We start from the raw sequence: 22,133 nt of genomic DNA on the forward strand, positions 1-22,133 counted from the left end.
TGATGCGGGCAGCCTCCGGGTCCGCACGCTCGGACGCCGCGGCCTACCGGGCTTCGCGCGGCCCGCCGACCCTGTTGGCAGCTTGCCAACGCCACATTGGGGCGCTCTGGCCCTGCGTCACCAGAGGCCGCGGGCGCGGGCCAGGCGGCCCACCGCCAGCGCGATCCGCAGCACCAGCGCGTCACGGGGGTCGGTCGGCTGGCAGCCCGTCAGGTCCGCCGCCTTGCGCAGGCGGTAGCGGACGGTGTTCGGGTGCACGAACAGCGTCTTCGCGCACGTCTCCAGCACCCCGCCGCTCTCGAGGTACGCCTCGACCGTGCGCTGCAGGGTCGGGCCGGCCTCCTCCAGCGGACGCGCGATCGTGTCCACCAGCAGCCGCTCGGCTTCGGCGTCGCCCGAAAGCGCGCGCTCCGGGAGCAGGTCCTCCGAGCGCACCGGCCGCGGCGCGCCCGGCCAGCCGACGACCGCCCGCAGGCCCGACAACGCCTCCGTCGCGCTGTGGTGCGCTTCGGCCAGCGTCGGGACCGTCGGGCCGGCGACCACCGGGCCGTCGGCGAAGGCCACCGCCATCCGGCCGAGGATCTCCCGCTCTTTCACCCCGCCCTCGGTCGCGCCGCCGACGACGACCACCAGCCGCGAACCCTGCACCGACAGCAGCACCGGACGTCCGACGCGGGCGGCGCGGCTGCGGACCTCGAACACCACCGTCGGCGGGTCCTCCGACGGCGGGTTGCCGACCAACACCGTCGCCGCGGCGGTCGGGTCCCAGCCCAGCGCCGTCGCGCGCGAGAGCACGGACTCCTCCGCGTCCCCGCGGACGATGCCGTCGACGACGAGCGCCTCCAGCCGCGCGTCCCAGGCGCCGCGCGCCTCGGCCGCGGCGGCGTAGGAGTTGGCCGCGGCGAAGGCGATTTCCCGGCCGTAGCGCAGGATTCCCTCGATCAGCGCGGCTCGTTCGGCCTCGTTCGCGGCGAACGCCGGCAGCTGCTCTTCGAAGACTTCGATGGCGAGCCGGACCATGCCGACGGCCTGGCGCAGGCTGACCCAGCGCGAGAGCTCGGCCGGCGCGTCGCGGAACGCCTCGGTCGTGAGCTTCAGCGCCTCCTTCGAGTCCCGCAGCCAGCCGACGAAGCCGGCCGCGCCGGCCTGGGTGATCAGCAGGACGCTCGCGCGCTGGTCGGCGGGCAGCCGGGCGAACCACGGCAGCCGCTGTTCCATCACGGCGATGCTGGCGCTCGCCAGGCTGCCGGAGGCGCGCTCCAGCCGCTGGAGCGTCTTCGCGGACAGCCCGTGGTGCTTCGGCACCCGGCGCGGTGTGGTGGTTTCGGCCATTTCGACGCGATCCTACGTGGCCCGCAACTTTCGTAGCCGGTGCTGGCAACGCGGGTCGCTATGCGGTGCGTGTACGTCCTGCCTACGATCGCAGCCAAGCGAGGAAATGGGGGCACCGGGATGACCGGTCTAGAGATCGACGCGATCTCCAAACGCTACGGCGACGTGGTCGCTTTGCGAGAAATGACGTTCGACGTCCGGCCGGGCGAATTGTTCGGCTTCGTCGGCAGCAACGGCGCCGGGAAGACGACGACCATGCGCATCGCGCTGGGCGTCCTTTCCGCCGACGCCGGACAGGTGCGTTACGCGGGCGAACCGGTCACGCACGAAACGCGACGGCACATCGGCTACATGCCCGAGGAACGCGGCCTGTACCCGAAGATGAAGGTGGGGGAGCAGCTCACCTACCTGGCCCGGCTGCACGGCATGTCCGCCGCCGACGCCAAGGCGTCGGCGGCGAAGTGGACCGAACGGCTCGGGGTGGCCGCACGCCGCGACGACGAGGTGCAGAAGCTCAGCCTCGGCAACCAGCAGCGCGTCCAGCTGGCCGCGGCGCTGGTGCACGAGCCGCGCATCCTGGTGCTCGACGAGCCGTTCTCCGGCCTCGACCCGGTCGCGGTCGACGTGATGAGCCAGGTGCTGCGGGAAAAGGCCGCCGAGGGCGTGCCGGTCGTGTTCTCCAGCCACCAGCTCGACCTGGTGGAGCGGCTCTGCGACCGGGTCGGCATCGTCCGGAGTGGACAGATGGTCGAGATCGGCACGGTCGGCGACCTGCGCTCCGGCGGGGCCGTGCGGCTGCGGGTCGACGTGCCCGAAGCCCCGGACGGCTGGGCCGACACCCTCGGCGGCGTGAAGGTGCTGGGCCGCAAGGGCACGGTGACCGAGCTCGAGCTCGCCGGCGCCGACGACCAGGACGTGCTCAAGGCCGCGCTGGCCACCGGTCCGGTGCGCGAGTTCGCCCGCGAACAGCCGTCGCTGGCCGACCTGTTCCGTTCCGTCGTGACCACCGAGGAGGTTCCCGCATGAGCACGCCGGTCCCGGACGTCCGGATGAGCCCGGCCTCGGCCGTCGGGCTGGTCGCCTCCCGCGAGATCAGCACCCGCCTGGCGGCCAAGGCCTTCCGCGTCAGCACCGCGGTCATGCTGCTGCTGATCGTGGTCGGCATCGTGGCGATCAAGCTGTTCTCCGGTGGGGGCGGCGCCGACGCGACCGTCGGCTACACCCCGGCCACCGCCGCGTTCTCCGCGCCGCTGAAGGGCAGTGCCCAGGCGGTCGGCGAGTCCGTCGACACCACCCAGTTCGCCGACGAGGCCGCCGGGCGCGCGAAGCTCGCCGACGGCTCGATCGACGCGCTGCTGACCGGCGACGGCAAGAGCGTGCACGTCCAGGTCAAGAAGGACCTCGACGGCAAGCTCGCGAACGTCCTGCAGCTGCTGTCCCGCCAGGTCGCGCTCGACCAGCAGGTCGCCGCGCTGGGCGGCAACCCGGCCCAGTTCGAGGCCGCGGTCGGGGCCGCGAAGTTCGTCGAGGACCCGCCGCTGGAGGAGCCCTACAGCTACGACGGCCAGCAGCTGGTCCTCGGCATCGCGGCCGGCGTGCTGATCTACCTGTCGCTGATGCTGAACGGCCAGGGTGTCGCGCAGGGTGTCGTCGAAGAGAAGACGTCGCGCGTGGTCGAGCTGCTGCTCTCGACGATCAAGCCGTGGCAGCTGATGGCCGGGAAGGTGCTCGGGATCGGGGTGGTCGGGCTGGTCCAGGTGGTCGTGATCGGCGCCGGCGGGATCATCGCCGGGCTGGCCACGGGCGTGCTCACCATTTCCGTCTCGGCGGCCATCGGCACCGTGGTGTGGCTGATCGTGTGGTACCTGCTCGGGTTCTTCATGTACTCGATCGTGTTCGCCGCGCTGGGGGCGCTGGTTTCCCGCCAGGAGGACGTCGCGGGCGCGACGTCGCCCGCGCTGATGTTCGTGATCGCCGGGTACGTGGTCGGCATTTCCGTGCTGCCGTCGGATCCGGGCAACACGTTCGTCGAAGTGCTTTCGGTGATTCCGGTGTTCTCCCCGACGCTGATGCCGATGCGGCTCGCGATGGGTGGCGTGCCGGTGTGGGAGGCCGTGTTGTCGGTGGGGCTGGTGGTGCTGCTGATTCCGGGCCTGATCTGGCTGGCCGCGCGGATCTACCGCAACGCCGTGATGCGCAGTGGCGCGAAGGTGAAACTGCGGGACGCCCTGCGCGCCGCCTGACGTTTCACCACTGTTCACCCCGGCCCTCGGGAGCTTCGGCTTCCGGGGGCCGGTTCTTTGTGTCCCCCAAATGCTCGAGGCCGCCCGGCGCTTGCGGTTTACGCTGCGCCGGACGGCCTCGTCTCCCCGGTCCCCACCGGTAGAACCAGTATGGCTGCCAACGATCTTCGCGCGCCAGTCGTCTCACTCGATCGTGGGGCGCACGAGTTGCCGCCGTGGGGTACCTGATCAACGATCCGGTGCACAACAGCGCGCACCACCCGAATCGCGGCGCGATTCGGTGCGTAACACCTAGAGGGAGTCGTCATGGGCCAGCAACTGAAGGACGGGCTCGGGCAAGCGTGGAACCTGGTCGCCACGTTCGTCCCGAAACTCGTCGGATTCCTGATCATCCTGCTGATCGGCTGGCTGATCGCGAAGGCCATCGCGAAAGGGCTGAGCCTCGTTCTCGGGAAAGCCGGCTTCGGCAAGCTGATCGAGAAGACCGGCCTTTCCGCCAGCATCGGCCAGCAGAAGATCGACGCGGCCGGAATCCTCGTGAAACTGGTCTACTACTTCGTCCTGCTGATCGCGCTGCAGCTCGCGTTCGGCGTGTTCGGGCCGACGAACCCGGTCAGCCAGCTGCTCAACGACATCATCGCGTTCCTGCCGCGGATCGTGGTCGCGCTGGTGCTGATCGTGGTCGCCGCGGCCATCGCGAAGGTCGTGCGTGACGTCGTCTCGTCGGCGATGTCGGGCCGCCCGGCCGGCCGTTACCTGGCCACCGGCGCCTACTGGCTGATCATGGCGTTCGGCATCATCGCCGCGCTCGGACAGGTGAACATCGCGACCGCGATCACCGGCCCGGTGCTGATCGCCGTGCTGGCCACCATCGGCGGCGTCATCGTCGTTGGCTTCGGCGGCGGCCTGATCAAGCCGGCGCAGGACCGCTGGCGCGGCTGGATGGCGAACATGCAGCAGCAGATGGCCGAGACGCCGCAGCAGCGCACCGGCGAGATGGGCCGCAGCGAGGCCCCGCGCGCCACGGTCGGCGCCGACAACACCCCGACCCCGCCGGTGGGGACCCCGCGCCCGCAGCTCTGAGCGGAAGCGTGACGAGACGGGCCCGGCAGGCGAGGAAGCTGCCGGGCCCGTCTCGTTAACCTGGGGCGCATGGGGGTCGTGCGGGCGCTGTGGCGCTATCCGGTGAAGTCGATGCGCGGCGAACGGCTGGCCGCGGGCGAGTTCGGCGAACGCGGCCTCGACGGCGACCGGCTGTACGCCGTCCGTGACCCGGACGGCAAGTTCGGCAGCGGCAAGAACACCCGCCGGTTCCGCCGGATGGCGGGCCTGCACGAGTTCGCCGCGCGCTACGACGGCGACGTGCCGGTGGTGACCCTCCCGGACGGGCGCGCGGTCCGCGGCGACGCCGCCCACGCGGAGATCGCCGCCGCGCTCGGCCGCCCGGACGTCCGGCTCGTGCGCGAAGCCGAGGTCCCGCACCACGACGAGGCCGCCGTCCACCTGCTGACGACGTCGTCGCTCGCCTGGCTGGCCGAACGGGCCCCCGGCGTCGAGATCGACGAACGGCGGCTGCGGCCGAACCTGCTGCTCGACACCGGCCCGGCGCCGGAGCTGGCCGAGGAGGCCTGGCTGGGGGAGCGGGTCCGGATCGGCGGGGTCGAGCTGGAGATCCTCCGCCGGGCCGTCCGCTGCGTGATGGTCGGCCTGCCGTGGGACGGCCTCCCGGCCGCGCCCGGGCTGCTCAAGACGATCGCCGAGACCAACGACCTGAAGCTCGGGGTGCACGCCCGCGTCGTCCGCGGCGGCACGATCCGCGTCGGCGACGTCCACGAGGTGGGATGTTCCGCGCCTCACAGTCCCTAGGGAATGTGCCCCTCCCGGAGCATGTTGGACAGCGGTAGGACGAAAGGGGCGTCACGTGAACTACCTGCTGGAACACGGTTTCCGGGTGCTCGGTCAGTGGATCTCCATCGCCGAGTTCGCCGGGCAGGTGTTCGCGCTGGCCGTGGTGTTCCTCGCGCAGCGTCGCACCTTGTGGACGTGGCCGGTGCAGGTCGGCGCCACGGTGCTGCTGTTCGCCGTCTACGCCTCCGCGCACCTCGGCGGGCTCGCCGCCCGGCAGGTCGCCATCCTCGCCATCTCCGTCTACGGCTGGTGGGCCTGGACGCGCCGCAAGGACCCGGTGTTCGGGGTCGTCGTGCGGCAGGGCCGGCTCACCGAACGGCTGGTCATGCTCGGCGCGTTCGTCGCCGGGACGACCGTGATGGCCCTGGTCCTGGACGCGCTGCACGCGTCGTGGGCGCCGTGGCCGGACGCCGCGATCTTCGTCGGCACCCTCGTCGCCTTCGGCGCGCAGGGCGCGGGACTGGTCGAGTTCTGGCTGGTCTGGCTGGTCGTCGACGCGATCGGCGTGCCGCTGCAGATCTCGTCCGGCCTGTACTTCTCGGCCGCGATCTACATCGTGTTCGCCGGGCTGGTCGTGCACGGCTGGTGGACGTGGAACCGCTCGGCGAAGCGCGTCGCGGCCCGCGATCACGGGGTCATGGCAGCATCCAGCTGAGCACCGGCGTGCTCTGCCCGAGCACGATCAGGCACATCACCAGCAGCAGGCCCAGGCTCCACGGGAGCACCTTCCGCAGCAGCTTGCCTTCTTCACCGGGCAGGTTCGCCGCGACGCAGGCGATGGTGAGGTTCTGCGGCGAGACCATCTTGCCGAGCACCCCGCCGGAGCTGTTGGCCGCGGCGAGCAGGTCCGCGGGCAGGCCGGTCTGGTGGGCCGCCGTCACCTGCAGGGCGCCGAACAGCGCGTTCGCCGACGTGTCGGACCCCGAGACGGCGACGCCGAACCAGCCGAGCACCGGCGACAGGAACGCGAGTGCGGCGCCGGCGGCCGCGATGAACGTGCCGATCGTGCTGGTCTGGCCGGACAGGTTCATCACGTAGGCCAGCGCGAGCACACTGGTGACGGTGAGGATCGCGAAGCGCAGTTCCTTGACCGTGGCGAGCCATTCGCCGGCCGCACCGCTTGCCCCCACCGCCAGTATCACCGCCGTGATGATCCCGGCGATGAGCACGAGCGTGCCGCCGGTGTTGAGGAACGGCAGCGAGAACGTGTTGCCGGACACCGGTTTCCCGTTCGGCCCGGCGACGTTCAGCCCGGGCCAGTGGAACTTCCAGGTCGCCTTGTCGAGCAGCTTCTTGATCGGCGGCAGCACGGCGAGGGAGAAGATCACGATGATCAGCGCGTACGGCAGGTAGGCCTTCACGACGTCGCGGCGTGAGTCCTCGGGCGGGGCTTCGGCGGTCGTGGTGCCGCCCATCCCGACGCGGACGGCTTCGGGCACCGCGCGGCGGGTCTGCGGCAGCGCCACCAGGGCGGCCGCGCCGGCGAGCGCGGCACCGATGTCCGCCAGCTGCGGCGAGACGTAGTTGGACGCGAGGAACTGCACGAGCCCGAACGCGACCCCGCAGACCAGCGCGGGCAGCCAGGTGTCCTTCAGGCCGCGCTTGCCGTCGACGATGATCACCAGCAGCAGCGGCACGACCAGGGCGAGCAACGGCGTCTGGCGCCCGACGATCGAGGAGACCTGCTCCAGCGGCAGGCCGGTGACCTGGGCGAGCGTCACGACCGGGGTGCCCATGGCGCCGAACGCGACGGGCGCGGTGTTCGCGACCAGCGCGACGACGGCGGCCTTCACCGGGTGGAAGCCGACGGCCACCAGCATCACCGCGCTGATCGCGACCGGCGCGCCGAACCCGGCCAGCGCCTCCATCAGCGCGCCGAAGCAGAAGGCGATGATCAGGGCCTGGATGCGCGGGTCGTCGGAGATCCGGCCGAACGAGCGGCGCAGGACGTCGAAGTGCCCGGTCCGCACGGTGAGCCGGTAGATCCACAGCGCGTTGACGACGATCCACATGATCGGCCACAACCCGAACGCGGCGCCCGACAGCGCGCCGGAGACGGCCTGCACGATCGGCATCCCGAACGCGGCGATCCCGACGACGAGCGCCACGAGCAGCCCGATCAGGGCGGCGTGGTGCGCCTTCATCCGGACGACGCCGAGCAGGACGAGGACGGTGGCCAGCGGCAGCACGGCGACGAGCGCCGACAGGCCCAGCGAGCCGAGGGGAGTCACGTCTTGCACGAACACGGGCGACCTCCGTTTTCCACGATGCGAAAACGGCCTTTCGGCGAGTGCCCGTGATCCTCCTCACAAACCGGGCGGTCCGTCAAGAACTTGAGTCCACTCGGCCCAACGAGTCAGGGCTTCACGTGATCCCAGGGTCGACACGCGTGTCTGAAGAGTCGACACGCGTGATCAGAGGGTCGACACGGCGTAAGAGGGTTCGGGAGTCGTGTCGGCGTGGCAATCACGCGAGTTGGCGTTTTAGCGCAGGGTCGCGTGCGAGGGGGTGAGGTCGGCGAGGGTGCGGACGCCCAGCAGCTGCATCGTGCGGACCATCTCCGTGCGGAGGATGTCCACGCAGCGCTGGACACCGCGCTCGCCGCCGGCCATCAGGCCGTAGAGGAACGCGCGGCCGACCAGGACCGCGTCGGCGCCGCGGGCGATCGCTGCCACGATGTCGCCGCCGGAGAGGATGCCGGTGTCGATCCAGACCTCGGCGCCGCCCTGGATCTCGTCGAGCACCGCCGGGAGCAGCTCCAGCGGGGTCGGCGCGCGGTCCAGCTGGCGGCCGCCGTGGTTGGAGATCAGCACCGCGTCGGCGCCGTGCTTGACGACGTCGGCGGCGTCCTGGACGTTCTGCACGCCCTTGACCACGAGCTTCCCGGGCCAGGTGCGGCGCACCCAGTCGAGGTCGTCGTAGTTCAGCGTCGGGTCGAAGAGCTTGTTGAGCAGCTCGGCGACCGTGCCGCCGAAGTGGTTGAGCGACGCGAACTGCAGCGGCTCGGTGGTGAGCAGGTTGAACCACCACGCCGGGTGTGTAGCGCCGTCGAGGAACGTCTTGAGGGTCAGCGCCGGCGGGATGGTCAGGCCGTTGCGGACGTCCCGCAGCCGCGCGCCGCCGACTGGGGTGTCGACGGTCAGCATGAGCGTGTCGTAGCCCGCCGCCCACGCGCGATTCATCAGATCTTCGCCGGCGCCGTGGTCGCGCCAGACGTAGAGCTGGAACCACTTGCGGGCCTCCGGCGCCGCCGCGGCGAGGTCCTCGATCGACGTCGTCGCCATCGTCGAGAGGCCCATCGGGATGCCGTTGCGCTGGGCCACGCGGCCGACCGCGGCCTCGCCCTCGTGGTTCATCATCCGCGTGAACCCCGTGGGGGCGAAGGCGAACGGCAGCGCCGACGTCTTCCCGAGGATCTCGCGCGTGGTGTCCACATCGGACACCCCGCGCAGCACGTTCGGGTGGAACTCGACCCGCCGGTAGGCCTGGCGGGCGCGCAGCAGGCTGTCTTCGAGCTCGGCCGCGCCGTCGGTGTAGTCGAAGGCCGCCCGCGGGGTCCGCTTGCGCGCGATCGTCCGCAGGTCGGCGATGGTGTGGGCGGTGCCGAGGCGCCGGTCGGTCGGGTTGAGCACGATCGGCTTGGGCCGCAGGAGCTGCTTCAGCTCGTCCGGCTTGGGCAGTCGGCGCTTCGTCACCTTCATCAACTCCCTAGCAAGCGGGACCCGGCAGACATCGGATGTCTGCCGGGTCCCTTTCTAGCACCAGGTCACGCGCTGCCGGAATCCGACGTCTGCGGCCCGGCGGCCGCGATGTCGTCGAGCCGGTACTTCGTGGCCGCTTCGAGGACCTTCGCCTGGTCGACCTCGCCGCGCTTGGCCAGGATCGACAGCGCGCCGACGGTGATCGACTCGGCGTCGACCAGGAACTTCCGCCGCGCCGCCGGCCGGGTGTCGGAGAACCCGAACCCGTCGGTGCCCAGCGTCAGCATGTCGGTCGGCACGTACGGGCGGATCAGGTCCGGCACCGCGCGCATCCAGTCCGACACCGCCACGACCGGGCCGTTCGCGCCCTGCAGCTTCTCGGTCACGTACGGCACGCGCGGCTCGCTGCCCGGGTAGAGCAGGTTGTCGTGGTCGATCTCGACGGCCTCGCGCCGCAGCTCGGTCCACGACGTCGCCGACCACACCGCGGCCCGCACGCCCCACTCCTCGGCCAGCAGCTTCTGCGCCTTGAGCGCGTCCGGCATGGTGACGCCCGAGACCAGGATCTGCACCTCGGGACCGTCGCCCGAGGGCGCGTCCGCGTACTTGTACAGGCCCTTCAGCAGGCCGTCGACGTCGAGGTTCTCCGGCTCGGCGGGCTGCTGGTACGGCTCGTTGTAGATCGTCATGTAGTAGAAGACGTTCTCGCCGTTGCCGTCCGGGCCGGTCTCGCCGTACATCCGGCGCAGGCCGTCCTTCACGATGTGCGCGATCTCGAACGACCACGACGGGTCGTACGCGACGGCCGCCGGGTTGGTCGCCGCCAGCAGCAGCGAGTGCCCGTCGGCGTGCTGCAGGCCCTCACCGGTCAGCGTGGTGCGGCCGGCGGTGGCGCCGATGACGAACCCGCGGGCCATCTGGTCGGCGGCGGCGTACAGGCCGTCACCGGTGCGCTGGAACCCGAACATCGAGTAGAAGATGTAGATCGGGATCATCGGCTCGCCGTGCGTCGCGTACGACGTGCCGACGGCGGTGAACGACGCGGTCGAGCCCGCCTCGTTGATGCCCTCGTGCAGCAGCTGACCCTTCTCGGACTCCTTGTAGGCCAGCATCAGGCTCGCGTCGACCGACGTGTACGTCTGGCCGTGCGGGTTGTAGATCTTGGCCGTCGGGAACATCGAGTCGAGGCCGAAGGTGCGGGCCTCGTCCGGGATGATCGGGACGACGCGCTTGCCGATCTCGGAGTCCTTCGCCAGCTCGCGGACCAGCCGGACGAACGCCATCGTCGTGGCGACCTCCTGCTTGCCCGAGCCCTTCCGGACGCCTTCGTAGACCTTGTCGCCGGGCAGCACGAGCGCCTTCGCCGACTTCGGGCGGCGTTCCGGCAGGAAGCCGCCGAGCGCCTTGCGTCGGCCGATCAGGTACTCGATCTCGGGCGAGTTCTTGCCCGGGTGGTAGTACGGCGGCAGCTTCGGGTCGCGCTCGAGTTCCTCGTCGCTGATCGGGATCCGCTGCGAGTCGCGGAACAGCTTGAGGTCGTCGAGGGTGAGCTTCTTCATCTGGTGCGTGGCGTTGCGGCCCTCGAACGCCGGGCCCAGGCCGTAGCCCTTGATCGTGTGGGCCAGGATCACCGTCGGCTGGCCGTGGTGCTCCAGCGCCGACTTGTACGCCGCGTACACCTTGCGGTAGTCGTGGCCGCCGCGCTTGAGGTTCCAGATGTCGGCGTCGGAGAGGTCCTTGACCAGGTCCTTCGTCCGCGGGTCGCGGCCGAAGAAGTGCTCGCGGACGAACGCGCCGTCGTTGGCCTTGTACGTCTGGTAGTCGCCGTCCGGCGTGACGTTCATCAGGTTGACCAGCGCGCCGTCGCGGTCGGCGTGCAGCAGCGAGTCCCACTCGCGGCCCCAGATGACCTTGATGACGTTCCAGCCGGCGCCGCGGAAGTACGACTCCAGCTCCTGGATGATCTTGCCGTTGCCGCGCACCGGGCCGTCGAGCCGCTGCAGGTTGCAGTTGATCACGAAGGTCAGGTTGTCGAGGCCTTCGCCGGCCGCGATGTGGATCAGGCCGCGCGACTCCGCCTCGTCCATCTCGCCGTCGCCGAGGAACGCCCAGACGTGCTGGTCGTTCGTGTCCTTGATGCCGCGGTCGCGCAGGTAGCGGTTGAACCGCGCCTGGTAGATCGCGTTCATCGGGCCGAGGCCCATCGACACCGTCGGGTTCTCCCAGAACTCCGGCATCAGCCGCGGGTGCGGGTACGACGGCAGGCCGCCGCCCTCACCGGCGTGCGAGTACTCCTGGCGGAAGCCGTCGAGCTGCTGCTCGGACAGCCGGCCCTCGAGGAACGCGCGGGCGTAGATGCCGGGGGAGGCGTGCCCCTGGATGTAGATCTGGTCGCCGCCGCTCGAGTGGTCCTTGCCGCGGAAGAAGTGGTTGAACCCGACTTCGTAGAGCGCGGCGGACGAGGCGTACGTCGAGATGTGGCCGCCGACGCCCACGCCGGGGCGCTGCGCCCGGTGCACCATGATCGCCGCGTTCCACCGGATCCACGCGCGGTAGCGCCGCTCGATCTCCTCGTCACCGGGGAACCACGGTTCGTTCTCGGTGGGGATGGTGTTGACGTAGTCCGTCGAGGTCAGCGCGGGTACACCGACGTTGCGTTCACGGGCGCGCTCCAGGATGCGCAGCATCAGATACCGGGCCCGCTGCTGACCACCCCTGGCCAGCGCCTCGTCGAACGAGTCCAGCCACTCGGCGGTCTCCTCCGGGTCGATGTCGGGCAGGTGCGCAGCCAATCCGTCTCGGATTACGCGTACGCGTGCCGGGGTCTCCTTGCCGGAGGCGCCGTCGTTCTGCGGGGCCAAGGGGTCTCCTTGCGAAAAGTTGTAGCCGGTGGCGCTCGTACTCGGGGGTGTACGACTCTCCATCGTCGTCTTCCGTCCCGGCTTCCGCACCGCTACCAGGCGGTAACATCGGCTGGCCCGGTCGAGCCACTCCCCGCGCGCGGTGTATCCGCGCGCGCGTTTTCTTCCTCCCCACCCTAGGGGACGCCCTCCGGCGGGGTGCCAGACCGGTCCCGGAGGCACCCGAAACGCCGTCGCGGCGGGTGCCCGGCGCCCCGTATCCTGCGACACGAGTTGTCAAAGATCCGGTGTGGACGGTTGCGCGCAGAGCCGCACCAGTGTTCGCTATCGGCAACCGGGTATCCGAGTGTGGCGCAGCCGTACCCTCCACGAGGGTGCTCGAGCGCCACGCTCCGTCGTAGTTGGAGGAGTGAAAGCAGTGGTCGCCGCGGGAGACGCTGATCAGACCGGCGTCGCCGAGAGGCTCGGCATCAAGCCCGAGATGGTGGTCCAGGAGATCGGCTGGGACGAGGACGTCGACGACGACGTCCGCGCGGCGATCGAGGAGCAGATCGGCGGGGACATCCTCGACGAGGACGCCGACGAGGTCATCGACGTGGTGCTGCTGTGGTGGCGCGAAGACGACGGCGACCTCGGCGACGCGCTCATCGACGCCAGGGGCCCCCTGGAGGAGACCGGCGTGATCTGGGTGCTCACCCCGAAGACGGGACAGCCCGGGCACGTCGAGCCGAGCGAGATCGCGGAAGCGGTGCCCGTCGTCGGGCTGGCCCAGACCGCCAACATCAGTGTCGGCGCGAACTGGATCGGCACGAGGCTGGTGTCCCCCAAGTCGAAGTCGAAACAGCGCTGAACCGGCTCCGCCCGGCTGACACGATAGGGTTGTCGTCGCAGGCACGTGTCCGTACGGGAGAGGAAACGCGGTATGACCGTCGAGGTCGGTTCTGAGGCCCCTGACTTCACGCTCAACGACTACAACAAGCAGCCGGTGCAGCTGTCGTCCTTCCGGGGTGACAAGCCGGTGCTGGTGGTCTTCTACCCGTTCGCGTTCAGCGGCATCTGCACGGGCGAGCTCTGCCAGCTCCGTGACGAGTTCGCCGACTACGACAACAAGGGCGTCCAGGTCCTGGGCGTCTCGGTCGACACGCCGTTCTCGCTGAAGGCGTGGGCCGAGAAGGAGGGCTACCAGTTCCCGCTGCTGTCCGACTTCTGGCCGCACGGTGACGTGGCCCGGTCCTATGGCGTCTTCAACGAGCAGGCCGGCCTCGCCGTCCGCGGCACCTTCCTGATCGACAAGGAAGGCGTGGTCCGCTTCGCCGAGGTGAACGCCCCGGGCGAGGCGCGCGACCAGCAGGGCTGGAAGAAGGCCGTCGCCGAACTGGCGTGAGGCTTCCCGGCGGCGGTCCCCTTCGGCGGGGCCGTCGCCGTCCGGGCGCATAGCTCAGCGGAAGAGCACTCGGCTTACACCCGAGCGGTCGCAGGTTCGAACCCTGCTGCGCCCACCAAACCGTGCTTATTCCAACCCCATCCGGTGATTTCCGGACCGGATGGGATGACGCCATTCTCGCCGCCCAGACCCTCCCTGACGTCGTCGAACGTTGTCGGGGAGCATTCCCCCGGTCGACGCCGGTCGGCGGTGTCTCCGCCCATCTCAGCGGCCTGGTCGCGGATGCCAACGACGTCCGCACCGCGAGGGCTGTCGAGAAGTGCGGCAAACGGCTCAGTGAGGACGCGGCCAACCACCGATCCGTCCTCCCCGATGTGCAGCTTCTCGAAAGACCCCTGGTTGATCTGCCGCCGGATCTTGTCCGGCGCGCTGCTGTAGGCCGCCGGGCATTGATCGGCTGCGGCAAGCGCCTCGTGCAAAGTCTGCTCGATGTCTGCGGTTGTGGACTGGGCACTCCGGATCTCGCGGTCGGCTTCGGCCAGTTGGCGGGTGAGCCGCTGCATCTCAGTCGCGAGCAGATCCTCGGGCACGGCGCCGGCGTAGTGGGCGCGCAAGAGCTTTTGTCGCTCGTCTTGGGCTTGCTCCTGCTGACGGTGGGCTCGCTTAAGGTGGTCGCTCGCTTCGCGTTCCTGCTGGGCCAGCTCGCCGCGGATCGCCTGCTGAATGTGGGCACTGAGCGCTGGGTTCAAGCGGAACCGCAGGTAGAAGGCCTCAATGGCTTCCTCGATGCGCTCGACCCGGACGGCTGGCCGGGTGCAGTTGGTCTCCTTGGTCTTCTTCTTGACGCAGCAGTAGTACTCGTACAGCCCGCCTCGTCCTCTGGACTGGGAGTAGACGAGTCGGCCGCCGCACTCTGAGCAGTAGATGGTGCCGCGCAGGTAGTGAGTGTGCTTGCGATCTTTCTCGCCAGTGTGGTTGTGGCTGGCGAGAGTGTCTTGGATCGCCAGCCAAGTCTCCGGCTCGATGAGCGGCTGGTGCTTCCCCTCATAGTGGATGCCCTGGTAGGCGACGACCCCCATGTAGTACGGGCTGCGTAGCAGGTGATGCATGCCGTTGACCGATATGGGCTGGCTGGGCCGCTTCGGCGACGGTCGGGAGCTCAGGCCTTTTGCGCGAGCGGCAAATGTGAGGTCCGCCACAGTCCACTCGCCGGTGGCGTACTGCTCAAGGCACCAGCGGACAAGGTCGGCGCGCTCCGGGTCGAGCACGACCGTGGCGGCCAGTACGCCGTTGATCGGCTGGCGGACGTTCAAGTAGCCCGTCGGCGCGCGGAATGGTGTTCCGCCCTCCTCGGCTTTGCGGACGAGCCCCTTCATGACCTCAAGGGCGAGGTTGCCGGAGTAGAACTGGGCGATCTCGGCCATGAGGCCGTACAACAGCCGGCCGCTGGGGGGTGTCGTCGATGTTCTCGGTGCACGAGACGAGCTTGACGCCATGCTTCTTGAGCGCGAGGTTTATCGCAATGTCGTCTTCACGGTTGCGGGCCAGCCGGTCGATCTTGTGCACGATGACGTAGTCCGGTCGCAGCTTCCGCACATCCACGAGCAGACGTTGCAAGTCGTCGCGGTCCGCAGAGCGGGCTGACTCGCCAGCGTCGACGTATTCCGCATGCACGAGTGCGCCGAGTTGAGCGGCCTTGGCGTGGCAGCCAGTGCGCTGAGCGGGGATGGAGTACCCCTCGGCACCGCCGCCGGTGCGGGCTTGCTCTTTGGTGCTGACGCGCAGGTAAATGAGCGCGATTGGCAGACCGTCCCGTTCGCTGCTTTGCTGGTTCACGGTGGCGCTACGAGACTTGGTTGTGGGACGCAAGGCGGCAGCTTCGAGTGCGTTTCGTCGGGCGGAGTTCGTGTCAGACATCCTCGGTTCGGTCACCTGAAAGCCACCTCCTCAGTGTTCGTCTGTGTCTGCGAGCAGAGTCGTAAAGCGCTTGACGGTCTCGACGCCTGTCAGGGTGACGATGGACGACTCGACATCGCGTAGTCGACGCTCGACATCATCGATTTGATCCATGGTTTTCCCGACGCGCGAGTAGTGCCACGTCACCACATAAGCGGCGTCGTGCTGTCGCGCCAAGTTCTCTAAGAGCTGAAGAAGTGCAGTCTGGCGCTCCAGAACGGCCGGCCTGCCGATGTCAGCGTACTCGCGAATGATTTGAAGCCCGTGCTTTGCGGCGATTTGCCTGCAGCCTTGGCGCTGAAGGTCAAGGATTTTTTGATCCTCTGAATGGGCTGAGCCGACGCGCAAATACATCACAGCCCGGTTTTGGCGATTGGGTACTACGTTCATGGCGAAACTCCTTCGCTTCTTGGAGGCTGTTCGTCTTAGAACGTCCCTTCGTCTCGTATTTTTTCAGCACATCTTGCTTGTGCCAAGAAAGGACAGGCTGCCCTAAAGTTGAGCTGGTTTAAGCGGATTCTCGTTGTTCGTTTTGACAGCTAAAATGACAGCAGCTACGCCGAGGAACCATGTGCGCTGTTGTTCTTGTGCTGCCTCCTTGACCTCTGTAAATCGTTCACCTGTGATGCAACCACTTCGTCTTTTCATCCCGGCAATCGGGGTTCGATTCTCCGCGATCACCAAAGAAGTTATAGGGGAGAAGGCGGCAGTTTGGCGTCTTTTTCTGCTTTTCGTCAAGACTTACTACTCCTGCTGACAGCTGGACGCGGGCAATCAGCTGGTCGAGGTCGCCAGACGAACTGACCAGGATCGCCGGCTCGCCCTCGGCGTAGTCGTTCTCCGGCTCTTGGTCGTACCAGACCTCTAGCGTGACCACGGGTTCATTCCTCCAGTGAACGTCTTGCGGTAGTTCGGCGCGTGGACCGTCACCGAATAGCCAGCTGGGAACATAACGGGCAGCAGGCTGTCACAGCCGAACGTGCTGCGGCAGGGCCGGTTGTTCAGTACCACGTCGACATGCTGGCGACCTTCGTCGACCATCTGCGCGGCGAGCTTCTGCTCGACGTGGCTGACCGTGACGGGTGCGGCCTTCAGGGGGATGCCCTGCTGCTGCAAGATCGTCCAGGCCGCGGCCGAGTTGGCGTCGTTGCCGCTGACGATCTCGTGGGCCTGGCCGTTCTCGTCGACCCAGCGGCCGTGCGTCTTCTGTCCCGTACTCCGTACCACCGGCGGCGGTAGCTGCGCTCGCAACGCTTCGCTTGCTCGCGGGTCAGGCGTTGGCCGTTCGGCGCCGCGGCAGCCGGCGCGGAAGCGGCTGGCGGCTGTGTCGGTGTGCTGGCCGAGCTGCCGCTCTGCTCCGGTGGGGCGTTTGCCCCGATGCGCTCGAGGTAGTCCGTGAGCGTGCCGTCGATCCGTCCGACCAGGCCCGACACGTCGCCGATACCCCGCTCAGCCTCACCGAACCCAGAGAGGGCGGTCTGCACCTCGTGCTGCTGCGAGCCGGTCTGGATAAGCGCCTGTGCGGCCTCTCCGAGGAGCCCGGCGGCTTCGGTGAGCTTGGCGGTGGACAGCTTGCCGAGCGCTATGCGCACGGCTGCTGCTAGCTCCTGCACTCCCGCCATGATCGCCCCCTGCGCCCATCTTGGCTGGTCAAAGGCGTGTTGTCAGCTGCTGGTGCTTTGGTGTACCGCGATGGGTGGTGAGTAGGGACTGGTAGTTATCAGAAGTGTCTGTCCCTTCCGGTGCTTGTCATCGTGAAGGCGAGGTAATTAAGGATTCCGGCCGGTCTTGTTTTCCAGCCTCTTTCTGGCCAGCTGACCCATTTCTTTCCGGCACTGTCAACTACTAGTGCGCATTCTATGCGAGCGTCGACTCGCCATTCGCCAGACCCAAAAATCTTAGCTACTCTACTGCCGCTATTTACGAGCTCCTCAGGATGTACGGTGCAGTCTGGGGGTATATTTTCACACACCCATACCCGATAAATTCTGGAGAATACCTGAAATTTGACCTTTCCATTCCATCGTCTGTACAGGCAGTACTGAACCATGAATTTTCGGACTGGCAGCATGCTTGAATTTGTTATGCGTAAATTTACCTTGAGCCAACGCTGGTCTATATTCTTGCCTAGAGCATCTTGTCCAAATGTGAGAATCTTTGAATTACGCCAAGCCGCCACTTCGTCCACCTGACGTCGCTGGTAGCGCCGATGGTCTCTGGCGTATACCGCAGCGGCGACGATCAACGAGCCGGCGGAGGCCCAGGATGGGACATTGCCCCAGTCGAGATGACTCAACCACTCTATGAGCACTTGTTGATCACTATAGGCGTCCAACCTGCAGCATCTCCCCAATTGCCGTCGTGTTTTCGCTAGGGGGAGTCTAGCTAGGGTTGTAGTGACTTCCTATACGTCGATATGTCCGATCGGCAGGCTGAGCGACGCACATCGCTGGTCAGCAGCTCAAGTCTCGTCCTCCAGCACCCACACGAACGCAACACCTGCTCGTGGAAAGATCTAGCCCTCGAACTTGACGTCGATGGTTTTCGTCGGCGTTGACGCCGGAGATCGATCAATCTGCGCGCTGTTTGGACTGGCGAAGTAGTCGAGAACGGTCACGTAGCTGATCGGAGCTGCGGTGTAGTCGAATCTGGTGTAGAAGCCGTGGGTCGGTCGAGGCAGGTCGAGATAGAGGACGTGTCCGTGACGCTGGACCAGCGTGCGGTACGTCAAGGCCACGGTGACCTCGTCGGCCGCCGTCACACGGCCGAGGTTGACCGCGTAGATCTGAGACCCGCGCCGTTCGGTGCGTCGGATGGTCTTGCGTTTGCCGTCGATACTCAAGTCAAGCAGCTCGAATGCCTCGCGGTCGGCAGCGTCGAGTCCGGTGGTCGAGTCGAAGTGCCATACCGAGGCGACGGTGGGGTCGCGCAGAAGTTCCCGGTATTCCACGGCCTCAGCGACGCAGGCGAAGCGCATTGTCGAGGTCGCAGGCTGTACTTGGTACTCCCACCGGATCGTGGCGGTGAACATCGAGCCCTTACCGGAAGCGGGGCCGACTGACCACGGGGTAAGCGACACCAGGACATCGACGTTGCGCCAGCGCTCCGGCGATTGAATGACCTGATCCCGCAGGTTGGCATAGGCCTCGGCGGCAAGCCGTTCATCACCGAGTCGTAGGCCGATCGCGTTGGTGGCGATCCGATCCAGCGTGTCGGTGGAAGCGATAGTCCGCAGGGTCTCGGGCCGGAAGGCGAAGCTGTCGAGAACGGTATCGCGGATGACCGGTGCTTCGTGGCGGATGGCCTGCCGCAGATGCTGGCTGGTGCGCTCGTCCGCCTCCTTGCGGGCGTAGTACTCGAAGATGGTGGCGATGACGCCCGCACTGAGCAAGGTGGTGCCGATCTCGTCCGTCGGCCACCCGACGAGCCAGTGCCAGGCCGGCGAGGACGGCGCCGCACCCGATACGACCAGAAATCCGATGCCGAGTACTGCGCTTACTAGCCCGGCGAAGCGGAGTTTGGTCTTGTACAGCCGGTCGAGCAGGCGACCCATATGACCTTATTGTATCAGGCATTGTGCATGTTGCAGAGTGCAAAGGAGCCCCCAGGCGTGAACATACCTGGGGGCTCCTCCGGGGCTGGTGGGCGTCAGCCGCCGCCACCGCCTCCGCCGCTGTGCGGACGCATAAGATCACCTCCTTCGCAGGACAGAGCCTGCGGAAATCGCAGGTCAAACGCTGGGGGAATCGGTCGCAGGGGAGCTACCGGCGCTTCCGCTATCGCGACTTCTGCGGCCCGTCAGCTGCCGTGCGGTTGTGCTAGCCAGCGCGGGCGACGTCGTAAATCCACTGCCGGTAGTCCGGCACGCTCGTGTACACCGAGGTGTCCGCGCCCGGCACCCGCCGACGCGCCCCGGCTGCAGGTGCCCACGAGCTGCGGCACGCCGTCCACCAGCTGCACCGCCGGGCCGCCGGAGTCACCGTTGCCCGGCCCGTCGGTGCCGTGCGGGTTGTCGGTACAGAACTCCCCAGCGGACTGGAAGGCGTTCGCGCACCGCGCGGCCGGTACTACGGTGGTGTCGAGCTGCATGGGCACGCCGAGCTCGGCCAGGACGCGGTAGACGGTGCTGTAGGAGACGCCGAGGGCGCGGGCCAACGTGTTGGTGCTGGCACCTCGGAGGTATGCCGCAGCAATGGCGGCCTTGTTCAGCGGCAGCTTCACTATGTCGTCCGGTGGACGGCAGTCATCGTTGAGATGACGCGATAACCGGCTGGTGTAGCCCCCGGACAACCCATGAGCCCGCGCGATGGTGGCCACGCTGGCACCACCGCGCCGCTGTCGCAGCATGGTTTCGTTGCGGGCCGCAATGGCCTCATCGGTCATAGGTCGCGCAGTCCGTTCAAGATGCGTTGCAGAAATTCGGCGTCTGGGCCTGGTTGAGGTCGGCGGGGATAGGGCGTCGGCCGCTGGATGTACTGGCGAACCCGCTTCGGTAAGGGCAGGACGCCGCTGAACACGCCCTCTTGCAAAGGGTCAGATGGCGACGGCTTGCGGGAGCTTGGGAATGACGTGGGTGTCTTCGATGGATAGCTCGCATTCCACCCGCTTGCGGATGCTGGTGACTGAGCGCTGCGGGTAGCGACGAAGGAACTTGCGACGTCGACGATTGCTCTCCTGCTCCCGGTAGATCCAGACCAGGAGCACGACGAGCGGCACGGCCACGACAACCAGTGAGAAGAGCCCCCACGCAATCATCAGTCTGGGGACGGATCGCGCAAGGCATGGCGGCCGCCGGCTGGCGTCGGAGGTTCCGGCTTGGTGGACGCCGTCTCCTGGTTGTCGGCGTGTTCGTCGAGCAAGTCGGCCAGCTGGCGAAGCAACGTGGCGTACTCGCGTTGTTTCTCCGGTGTCATCTGCCGCACCATGAGGGCGTTGGCCGTCGGCTCGGCGTGTCTGCTGACCGCCCGCAGCGACTCAATGAGGGTGACGAAGTTGTCGGGCATGGAGTCGTCCTTCAGGCCGTTATCGGCGGCGGGTCGTCAGGTGGCGGTGGGCGTCGCGGCTGGCGGCTCAGCTCGACGAAGTCATCGGTGAAGCGGTGCACCAACTCGCCCAGCGCGCCGAGCAAGTTGCCGAGTAGGACCAGCTCAGGCGGCGGTTTCGGGTAGCGGTCGGAGATGTCGAGCACGCGCGCTGACGGGTTTTGCTGTTCCTCGTACATGTAGGCGTGCACGCGCAGCACGTTGGCCAGCTCGGTGAGGAAGTCGGCGTAGTCGCGTTCGTCTTTCGGCGACCGGACACCGATGTGCAGCTTGGTGGCGAGCGCATCCGTACCGCGGCTGGCGGTCTGCAGGAACTCGACGAGTACCGACGTCTCGGGTTTCATCATTTTGCGGCCTTGCCGTCCTCGAGGTCGTCAGCCACGACGCGCAGGACGGCGCTCGTCCGGCGGACTTCAGCGACGAGCTGCTTCGCCACGTCTTCGTCATCGGACAGGTGGCTGTGGTCGATGACCAATCCGAAGGCGGCCTCCGGCAACCGCAAGGCGTCGAGGAAGCCGGCGAATCCCGGCCGCGCGGTGCTGATGCTGTCGTAGCCGTTGTCACGGAAAACCACGCCGAGCCGCCACCCGGCCGCGGTGCACCAGGCCTCCAGCAGGTGGGCACAGGCCTTGATGTAGCCGGTGTCGCGGTCGTTGCTGCGGACATAGCCGTACGCCAAAACGGGCAGCTCGGGCATGGTGGCACTTCGCGGCTCGGTTTCGAGCTTGGCGGTCAGGCTCTGTAGCCGGGCAATGTTGCTCATCTGATTTCGTTTCTCGGGTGGTAGTTCGCGGTCGGCTGTCATCACTCGATCGCCGTTCGAAGACGCATCGCGTGGACGTCGGCGCAGGCGGCCAGCTGCAGCCGCTCGCACATGGCTTTCTGGAGCAGCCTGTTGTGGGCGAGGTGCCGCAAACTCGGCACCACCACGTGCCGGGCCTCGGCTCGCACGAGTTCAGTGACGAGATCCTCGAAGCCTTCACGCGAGCCGCAGTGGAACTCGAAGAAGAACGACACGAAATAGAGGCCTAAGCCTTCGGCGAACTGGATGACCTCCTGCTCCAGGTCGCGCACCTTCCGATCGGGCACGTCGGCCGGTACGCGCATGTAGCCGTAGGCCATGGCCGAAAGCGCGGGCAACCGAGGTTCGGCTTCCAGCTCGGCCGCCCGGTCGTCGAGCTGAGCAAGGCCGCTCATGGCTGCCATCCCCGGTAGGCGGCGGTGCGAGCCTCAAGGAAGCCGAGGCCGGCGGCACGCAGATGGAATGCAGCCAGATCGGCGGCGTCCCGGGCGATGATGTTCCGGGGGATGGGCAGGCCCGTCTGGAGCAGGTCACGGAGCTGGACGAGCAGCTCGGCGCGCATGAGCGGTGTTTCGGCGGCGCTCAGATGCAGGAATACGGCTGCCACGCCGACCACCTCGAGCAGCGGATCGTCGTCCGGTGCGATCCACGGGGTGGCGGCGGCTACCGCCATGTCCGTGGTGGCGACCAGGTAGAAGAGGTGCGCACGAGGGCTCTGCCACCCGCCCACGGTTTGTTCGCCACGGCTAGCCAACAACATGGCCTGCCGCTCAACGTCGGTAGCCAACCGCTTGAGCACCACGGCCCGCTCAGTTGCCGTCTGGCTAACGGCGAGCATGTGCTCAAGCTGCCCGATGCGCCAGCTCAACCTGTTGAGCTGCAGCCTGGAGATGGAGGAGCGCAC

At 67.6% G+C, this 22,133-nt stretch carries 24 protein-coding genes and 1 tRNA gene; 8 read left to right on the forward strand and 17 right to left on the reverse strand.

The genetic code is table 11. From position 1 onward, the window contains the following. Nucleotides 1-117: 117 nt before the first annotated feature. Nucleotides 118-1,332 (reverse strand): PucR family transcriptional regulator, encoded by a 1,215-nt coding sequence (locus tag VA596_RS43360; protein WP_323335653.1) that lies wholly within the window; start codon nucleotides 1,330-1,332, stop codon nucleotides 118-120. A gap of 120 nt (nucleotides 1,333-1,452) precedes the next feature. Between VA596_RS43360 and VA596_RS43365 the strand changes: the two genes are divergently transcribed. The 5 genes from VA596_RS43365 to VA596_RS43385 all read left to right on the forward strand — a co-directional run bounded on the left by VA596_RS43365 (nucleotide 1,453) and on the right by VA596_RS43385 (nucleotide 6,138). Continuing rightward, entirely contained in the window at nucleotides 1,453-2,358 is a 906-nt protein-coding gene (locus VA596_RS43365) for an ABC transporter ATP-binding protein (RefSeq protein WP_323335655.1), read from the forward strand. Beyond that, on the forward strand, nucleotides 2,355-3,575 hold the full coding sequence (locus VA596_RS43370; RefSeq protein WP_323335656.1) for an ABC transporter permease: 1,221 nt from the start codon (nucleotides 2,355-2,357) through the stop codon (nucleotides 3,573-3,575). The genes VA596_RS43365 and VA596_RS43370 overlap by 4 nt, the downstream gene beginning before the upstream one ends. A 306-nt stretch (nucleotides 3,576-3,881) precedes the next feature. Further along, nucleotides 3,882-4,658 carry a mechanosensitive ion channel family protein gene (locus VA596_RS43375; RefSeq protein ID WP_323335658.1) on the forward strand — a complete coding sequence of 259 codons (777 nt, stop codon included), beginning with the start codon at nucleotides 3,882-3,884 and terminating at the stop codon, nucleotides 4,656-4,658. Between the two features lie 69 nt (nucleotides 4,659-4,727). Beyond that, nucleotides 4,728-5,441, forward strand: a complete 714-nt coding sequence (locus VA596_RS43380) for an MOSC domain-containing protein (protein ID WP_323335660.1) — start codon at nucleotides 4,728-4,730, stop codon at nucleotides 5,439-5,441. Between the two features lie 55 nt (nucleotides 5,442-5,496). After that, entirely contained in the window at nucleotides 5,497-6,138 is a 642-nt protein-coding gene (locus VA596_RS43385; protein ID WP_323335662.1) for a nicotinamide mononucleotide transporter family protein, read from the forward strand. Here VA596_RS43385 and VA596_RS43390 read toward each other — a convergent pair. The 3 genes from VA596_RS43390 to aceE all read right to left on the reverse strand — a co-directional run bounded on the left by VA596_RS43390 (nucleotide 6,119) and on the right by aceE (nucleotide 12,045). Continuing rightward, nucleotides 6,119-7,729, reverse strand: coding sequence for an L-lactate permease (locus tag VA596_RS43390; RefSeq protein ID WP_323335663.1), 1,611 nt, complete (start codon nucleotides 7,727-7,729; stop codon nucleotides 6,119-6,121). The two genes, VA596_RS43385 and VA596_RS43390, sit on opposite strands and share 20 nt — an antisense overlap. A gap of 237 nt (nucleotides 7,730-7,966) precedes the next feature. Beyond that, nucleotides 7,967-9,178, reverse strand: a complete 1,212-nt coding sequence (locus tag VA596_RS43395; protein WP_323335664.1) for an alpha-hydroxy acid oxidase — start codon at nucleotides 9,176-9,178, stop codon at nucleotides 7,967-7,969. Nucleotides 9,179-9,249: 71 nt separating this feature from the next. Continuing rightward, nucleotides 9,250-12,045, reverse strand: a complete 2,796-nt coding sequence (aceE, locus tag VA596_RS43400) for a pyruvate dehydrogenase (acetyl-transferring), homodimeric type (RefSeq protein WP_323335666.1) — start codon at nucleotides 12,043-12,045, stop codon at nucleotides 9,250-9,252. Nucleotides 12,046-12,463: 418 nt separating this feature from the next. Between aceE and VA596_RS43405 the strand changes: the two genes are divergently transcribed. The 3 genes from VA596_RS43405 to VA596_RS43415 all read left to right on the forward strand — a co-directional run bounded on the left by VA596_RS43405 (nucleotide 12,464) and on the right by VA596_RS43415 (nucleotide 13,547). After that, the gene (locus VA596_RS43405) at nucleotides 12,464-12,895 is read left to right on the forward strand and encodes a DUF3052 domain-containing protein (RefSeq protein ID WP_323335668.1); all 432 of its coding nucleotides are present in this window, start codon (nucleotides 12,464-12,466) and stop codon (nucleotides 12,893-12,895) included. 72 nt (nucleotides 12,896-12,967) lie between these two features. After that, complete coding sequence (locus VA596_RS43410) at nucleotides 12,968-13,429, forward strand: peroxiredoxin (protein ID WP_323335669.1); 462 nt, start codon at nucleotides 12,968-12,970, stop codon at nucleotides 13,427-13,429. 43 nt (nucleotides 13,430-13,472) lie between these two features. Next, nucleotides 13,473-13,547, forward strand: a tRNA-Val gene (locus VA596_RS43415). Here VA596_RS43415 and VA596_RS43420 read toward each other — a convergent pair. From VA596_RS43420 to VA596_RS43480, 13 genes are all read right to left on the reverse strand, one after another. Next, nucleotides 13,504-14,925, reverse strand: coding sequence for a recombinase zinc beta ribbon domain-containing protein (locus VA596_RS43420; RefSeq protein WP_323335751.1), 1,422 nt, complete (start codon nucleotides 14,923-14,925; stop codon nucleotides 13,504-13,506). The two genes, VA596_RS43415 and VA596_RS43420, sit on opposite strands and share 44 nt — an antisense overlap. After that, complete coding sequence (locus VA596_RS43425) at nucleotides 14,810-15,361, reverse strand: recombinase family protein (RefSeq protein WP_323335671.1); 552 nt, start codon at nucleotides 15,359-15,361, stop codon at nucleotides 14,810-14,812. Before VA596_RS43425 ends, VA596_RS43420 begins: the two co-directional genes overlap by 116 nt. A 15-nt stretch (nucleotides 15,362-15,376) precedes the next feature. After that, complete coding sequence (locus VA596_RS43430; protein ID WP_323335673.1) at nucleotides 15,377-15,775, reverse strand: recombinase family protein; 399 nt, start codon at nucleotides 15,773-15,775, stop codon at nucleotides 15,377-15,379. A 226-nt stretch (nucleotides 15,776-16,001) separates the two neighbouring features. Next, nucleotides 16,002-16,262 carry a hypothetical protein gene (locus VA596_RS43435; protein WP_323335675.1) on the reverse strand — a complete coding sequence of 87 codons (261 nt, stop codon included), beginning with the start codon at nucleotides 16,260-16,262 and terminating at the stop codon, nucleotides 16,002-16,004. Further along, a complete protein-coding gene (locus tag VA596_RS43440; protein ID WP_323335677.1) occupies nucleotides 16,250-16,636 on the reverse strand; it encodes a DddA-like double-stranded DNA deaminase toxin in 387 nt (128 codons plus the stop codon). Before VA596_RS43440 ends, VA596_RS43435 begins: the two co-directional genes overlap by 13 nt. 1,264 nt (nucleotides 16,637-17,900) lie before the next feature. Next, the gene (locus VA596_RS43445; protein WP_323335679.1) at nucleotides 17,901-18,938 is read right to left on the reverse strand and encodes a hypothetical protein; all 1,038 of its coding nucleotides are present in this window, start codon (nucleotides 18,936-18,938) and stop codon (nucleotides 17,901-17,903) included. Between the two features lie 245 nt (nucleotides 18,939-19,183). Next, nucleotides 19,184-19,768 carry a helix-turn-helix domain-containing protein gene (locus tag VA596_RS43450; RefSeq protein WP_323335681.1) on the reverse strand — a complete coding sequence of 195 codons (585 nt, stop codon included), beginning with the start codon at nucleotides 19,766-19,768 and terminating at the stop codon, nucleotides 19,184-19,186. Nucleotides 19,769-19,918: 150 nt separating this feature from the next. Then, the gene (locus VA596_RS43455; RefSeq protein WP_323335683.1) at nucleotides 19,919-20,107 is read right to left on the reverse strand and encodes a hypothetical protein; all 189 of its coding nucleotides are present in this window, start codon (nucleotides 20,105-20,107) and stop codon (nucleotides 19,919-19,921) included. Nucleotides 20,108-20,139: 32 nt separating this feature from the next. Continuing rightward, nucleotides 20,140-20,388, reverse strand: a complete 249-nt coding sequence (locus VA596_RS43460; RefSeq protein WP_323335685.1) for a hypothetical protein — start codon at nucleotides 20,386-20,388, stop codon at nucleotides 20,140-20,142. Nucleotides 20,389-20,399: 11 nt separating this feature from the next. Further along, nucleotides 20,400-20,774, reverse strand: a complete 375-nt coding sequence (locus VA596_RS43465) for a hypothetical protein (protein ID WP_323335687.1) — start codon at nucleotides 20,772-20,774, stop codon at nucleotides 20,400-20,402. Next, nucleotides 20,771-21,190 carry a recombinase family protein gene (locus VA596_RS43470; RefSeq protein WP_323335689.1) on the reverse strand — a complete coding sequence of 140 codons (420 nt, stop codon included), beginning with the start codon at nucleotides 21,188-21,190 and terminating at the stop codon, nucleotides 20,771-20,773. Before VA596_RS43470 ends, VA596_RS43465 begins: the two co-directional genes overlap by 4 nt. A gap of 41 nt (nucleotides 21,191-21,231) precedes the next feature. Next, a complete protein-coding gene (locus tag VA596_RS43475) occupies nucleotides 21,232-21,624 on the reverse strand; it encodes a hypothetical protein (RefSeq protein WP_323335691.1) in 393 nt (130 codons plus the stop codon). Next, nucleotides 21,621-22,133: a hypothetical protein gene (locus VA596_RS43480; protein WP_323335693.1), complete on the reverse strand. Its 513-nt coding sequence runs from the start codon at nucleotides 22,131-22,133 to the stop codon at nucleotides 21,621-21,623. Before VA596_RS43480 ends, VA596_RS43475 begins: the two co-directional genes overlap by 4 nt.

Source organism: Amycolatopsis heterodermiae (assembly GCF_034929455.1).
Taxonomy (GTDB): Bacteria; Actinomycetota; Actinomycetes; order Mycobacteriales; family Pseudonocardiaceae; genus Amycolatopsis; species Amycolatopsis heterodermiae.

Excerpts from the sequence above, each read along its gene's own strand:
- VA596_RS43360 (WP_323335653.1), bottom strand. The coding sequence starts at position 1,332 with ATGGCCGAAACCACCACACCGCGCCGGGTGCCGAAGCACCACGGGCTG.
- VA596_RS43365 (WP_323335655.1), top strand. The coding sequence starts at position 1,453 with ATGACCGGTCTAGAGATCGACGCGATCTCCAAACGCTACGGCGACGTG.
- VA596_RS43370 (WP_323335656.1), top strand. The coding sequence starts at position 2,355 with ATGAGCACGCCGGTCCCGGACGTCCGGATGAGCCCGGCCTCGGCCGTC.
- VA596_RS43375 (WP_323335658.1), top strand. The coding sequence starts at position 3,882 with ATGGGCCAGCAACTGAAGGACGGGCTCGGGCAAGCGTGGAACCTGGTC.
- VA596_RS43380 (WP_323335660.1), top strand. The coding sequence starts at position 4,728 with ATGGGGGTCGTGCGGGCGCTGTGGCGCTATCCGGTGAAGTCGATGCGC.
- VA596_RS43410 (WP_323335669.1), top strand. The coding sequence starts at position 12,968 with ATGACCGTCGAGGTCGGTTCTGAGGCCCCTGACTTCACGCTCAACGAC.
- VA596_RS43420 (WP_323335751.1), bottom strand. The coding sequence starts at position 14,925 with ATGGCGTCAAGCTCGTCTCGTGCACCGAGAACATCGACGACACCCCCC.
- VA596_RS43430 (WP_323335673.1), bottom strand. The coding sequence starts at position 15,775 with ATGAACGTAGTACCCAATCGCCAAAACCGGGCTGTGATGTATTTGCGC.
- VA596_RS43445 (WP_323335679.1), bottom strand. The coding sequence starts at position 18,938 with ATGGGTCGCCTGCTCGACCGGCTGTACAAGACCAAACTCCGCTTCGCC.
- VA596_RS43450 (WP_323335681.1), bottom strand. The coding sequence starts at position 19,768 with ATGACCGATGAGGCCATTGCGGCCCGCAACGAAACCATGCTGCGACAG.
- VA596_RS43460 (WP_323335685.1), bottom strand. The coding sequence starts at position 20,388 with ATGCCCGACAACTTCGTCACCCTCATTGAGTCGCTGCGGGCGGTCAGC.
- VA596_RS43465 (WP_323335687.1), bottom strand. The coding sequence starts at position 20,774 with ATGATGAAACCCGAGACGTCGGTACTCGTCGAGTTCCTGCAGACCGCC.
- VA596_RS43470 (WP_323335689.1), bottom strand. The coding sequence starts at position 21,190 with ATGAGCAACATTGCCCGGCTACAGAGCCTGACCGCCAAGCTCGAAACC.
- VA596_RS43475 (WP_323335691.1), bottom strand. The coding sequence starts at position 21,624 with ATGAGCGGCCTTGCTCAGCTCGACGACCGGGCGGCCGAGCTGGAAGCC.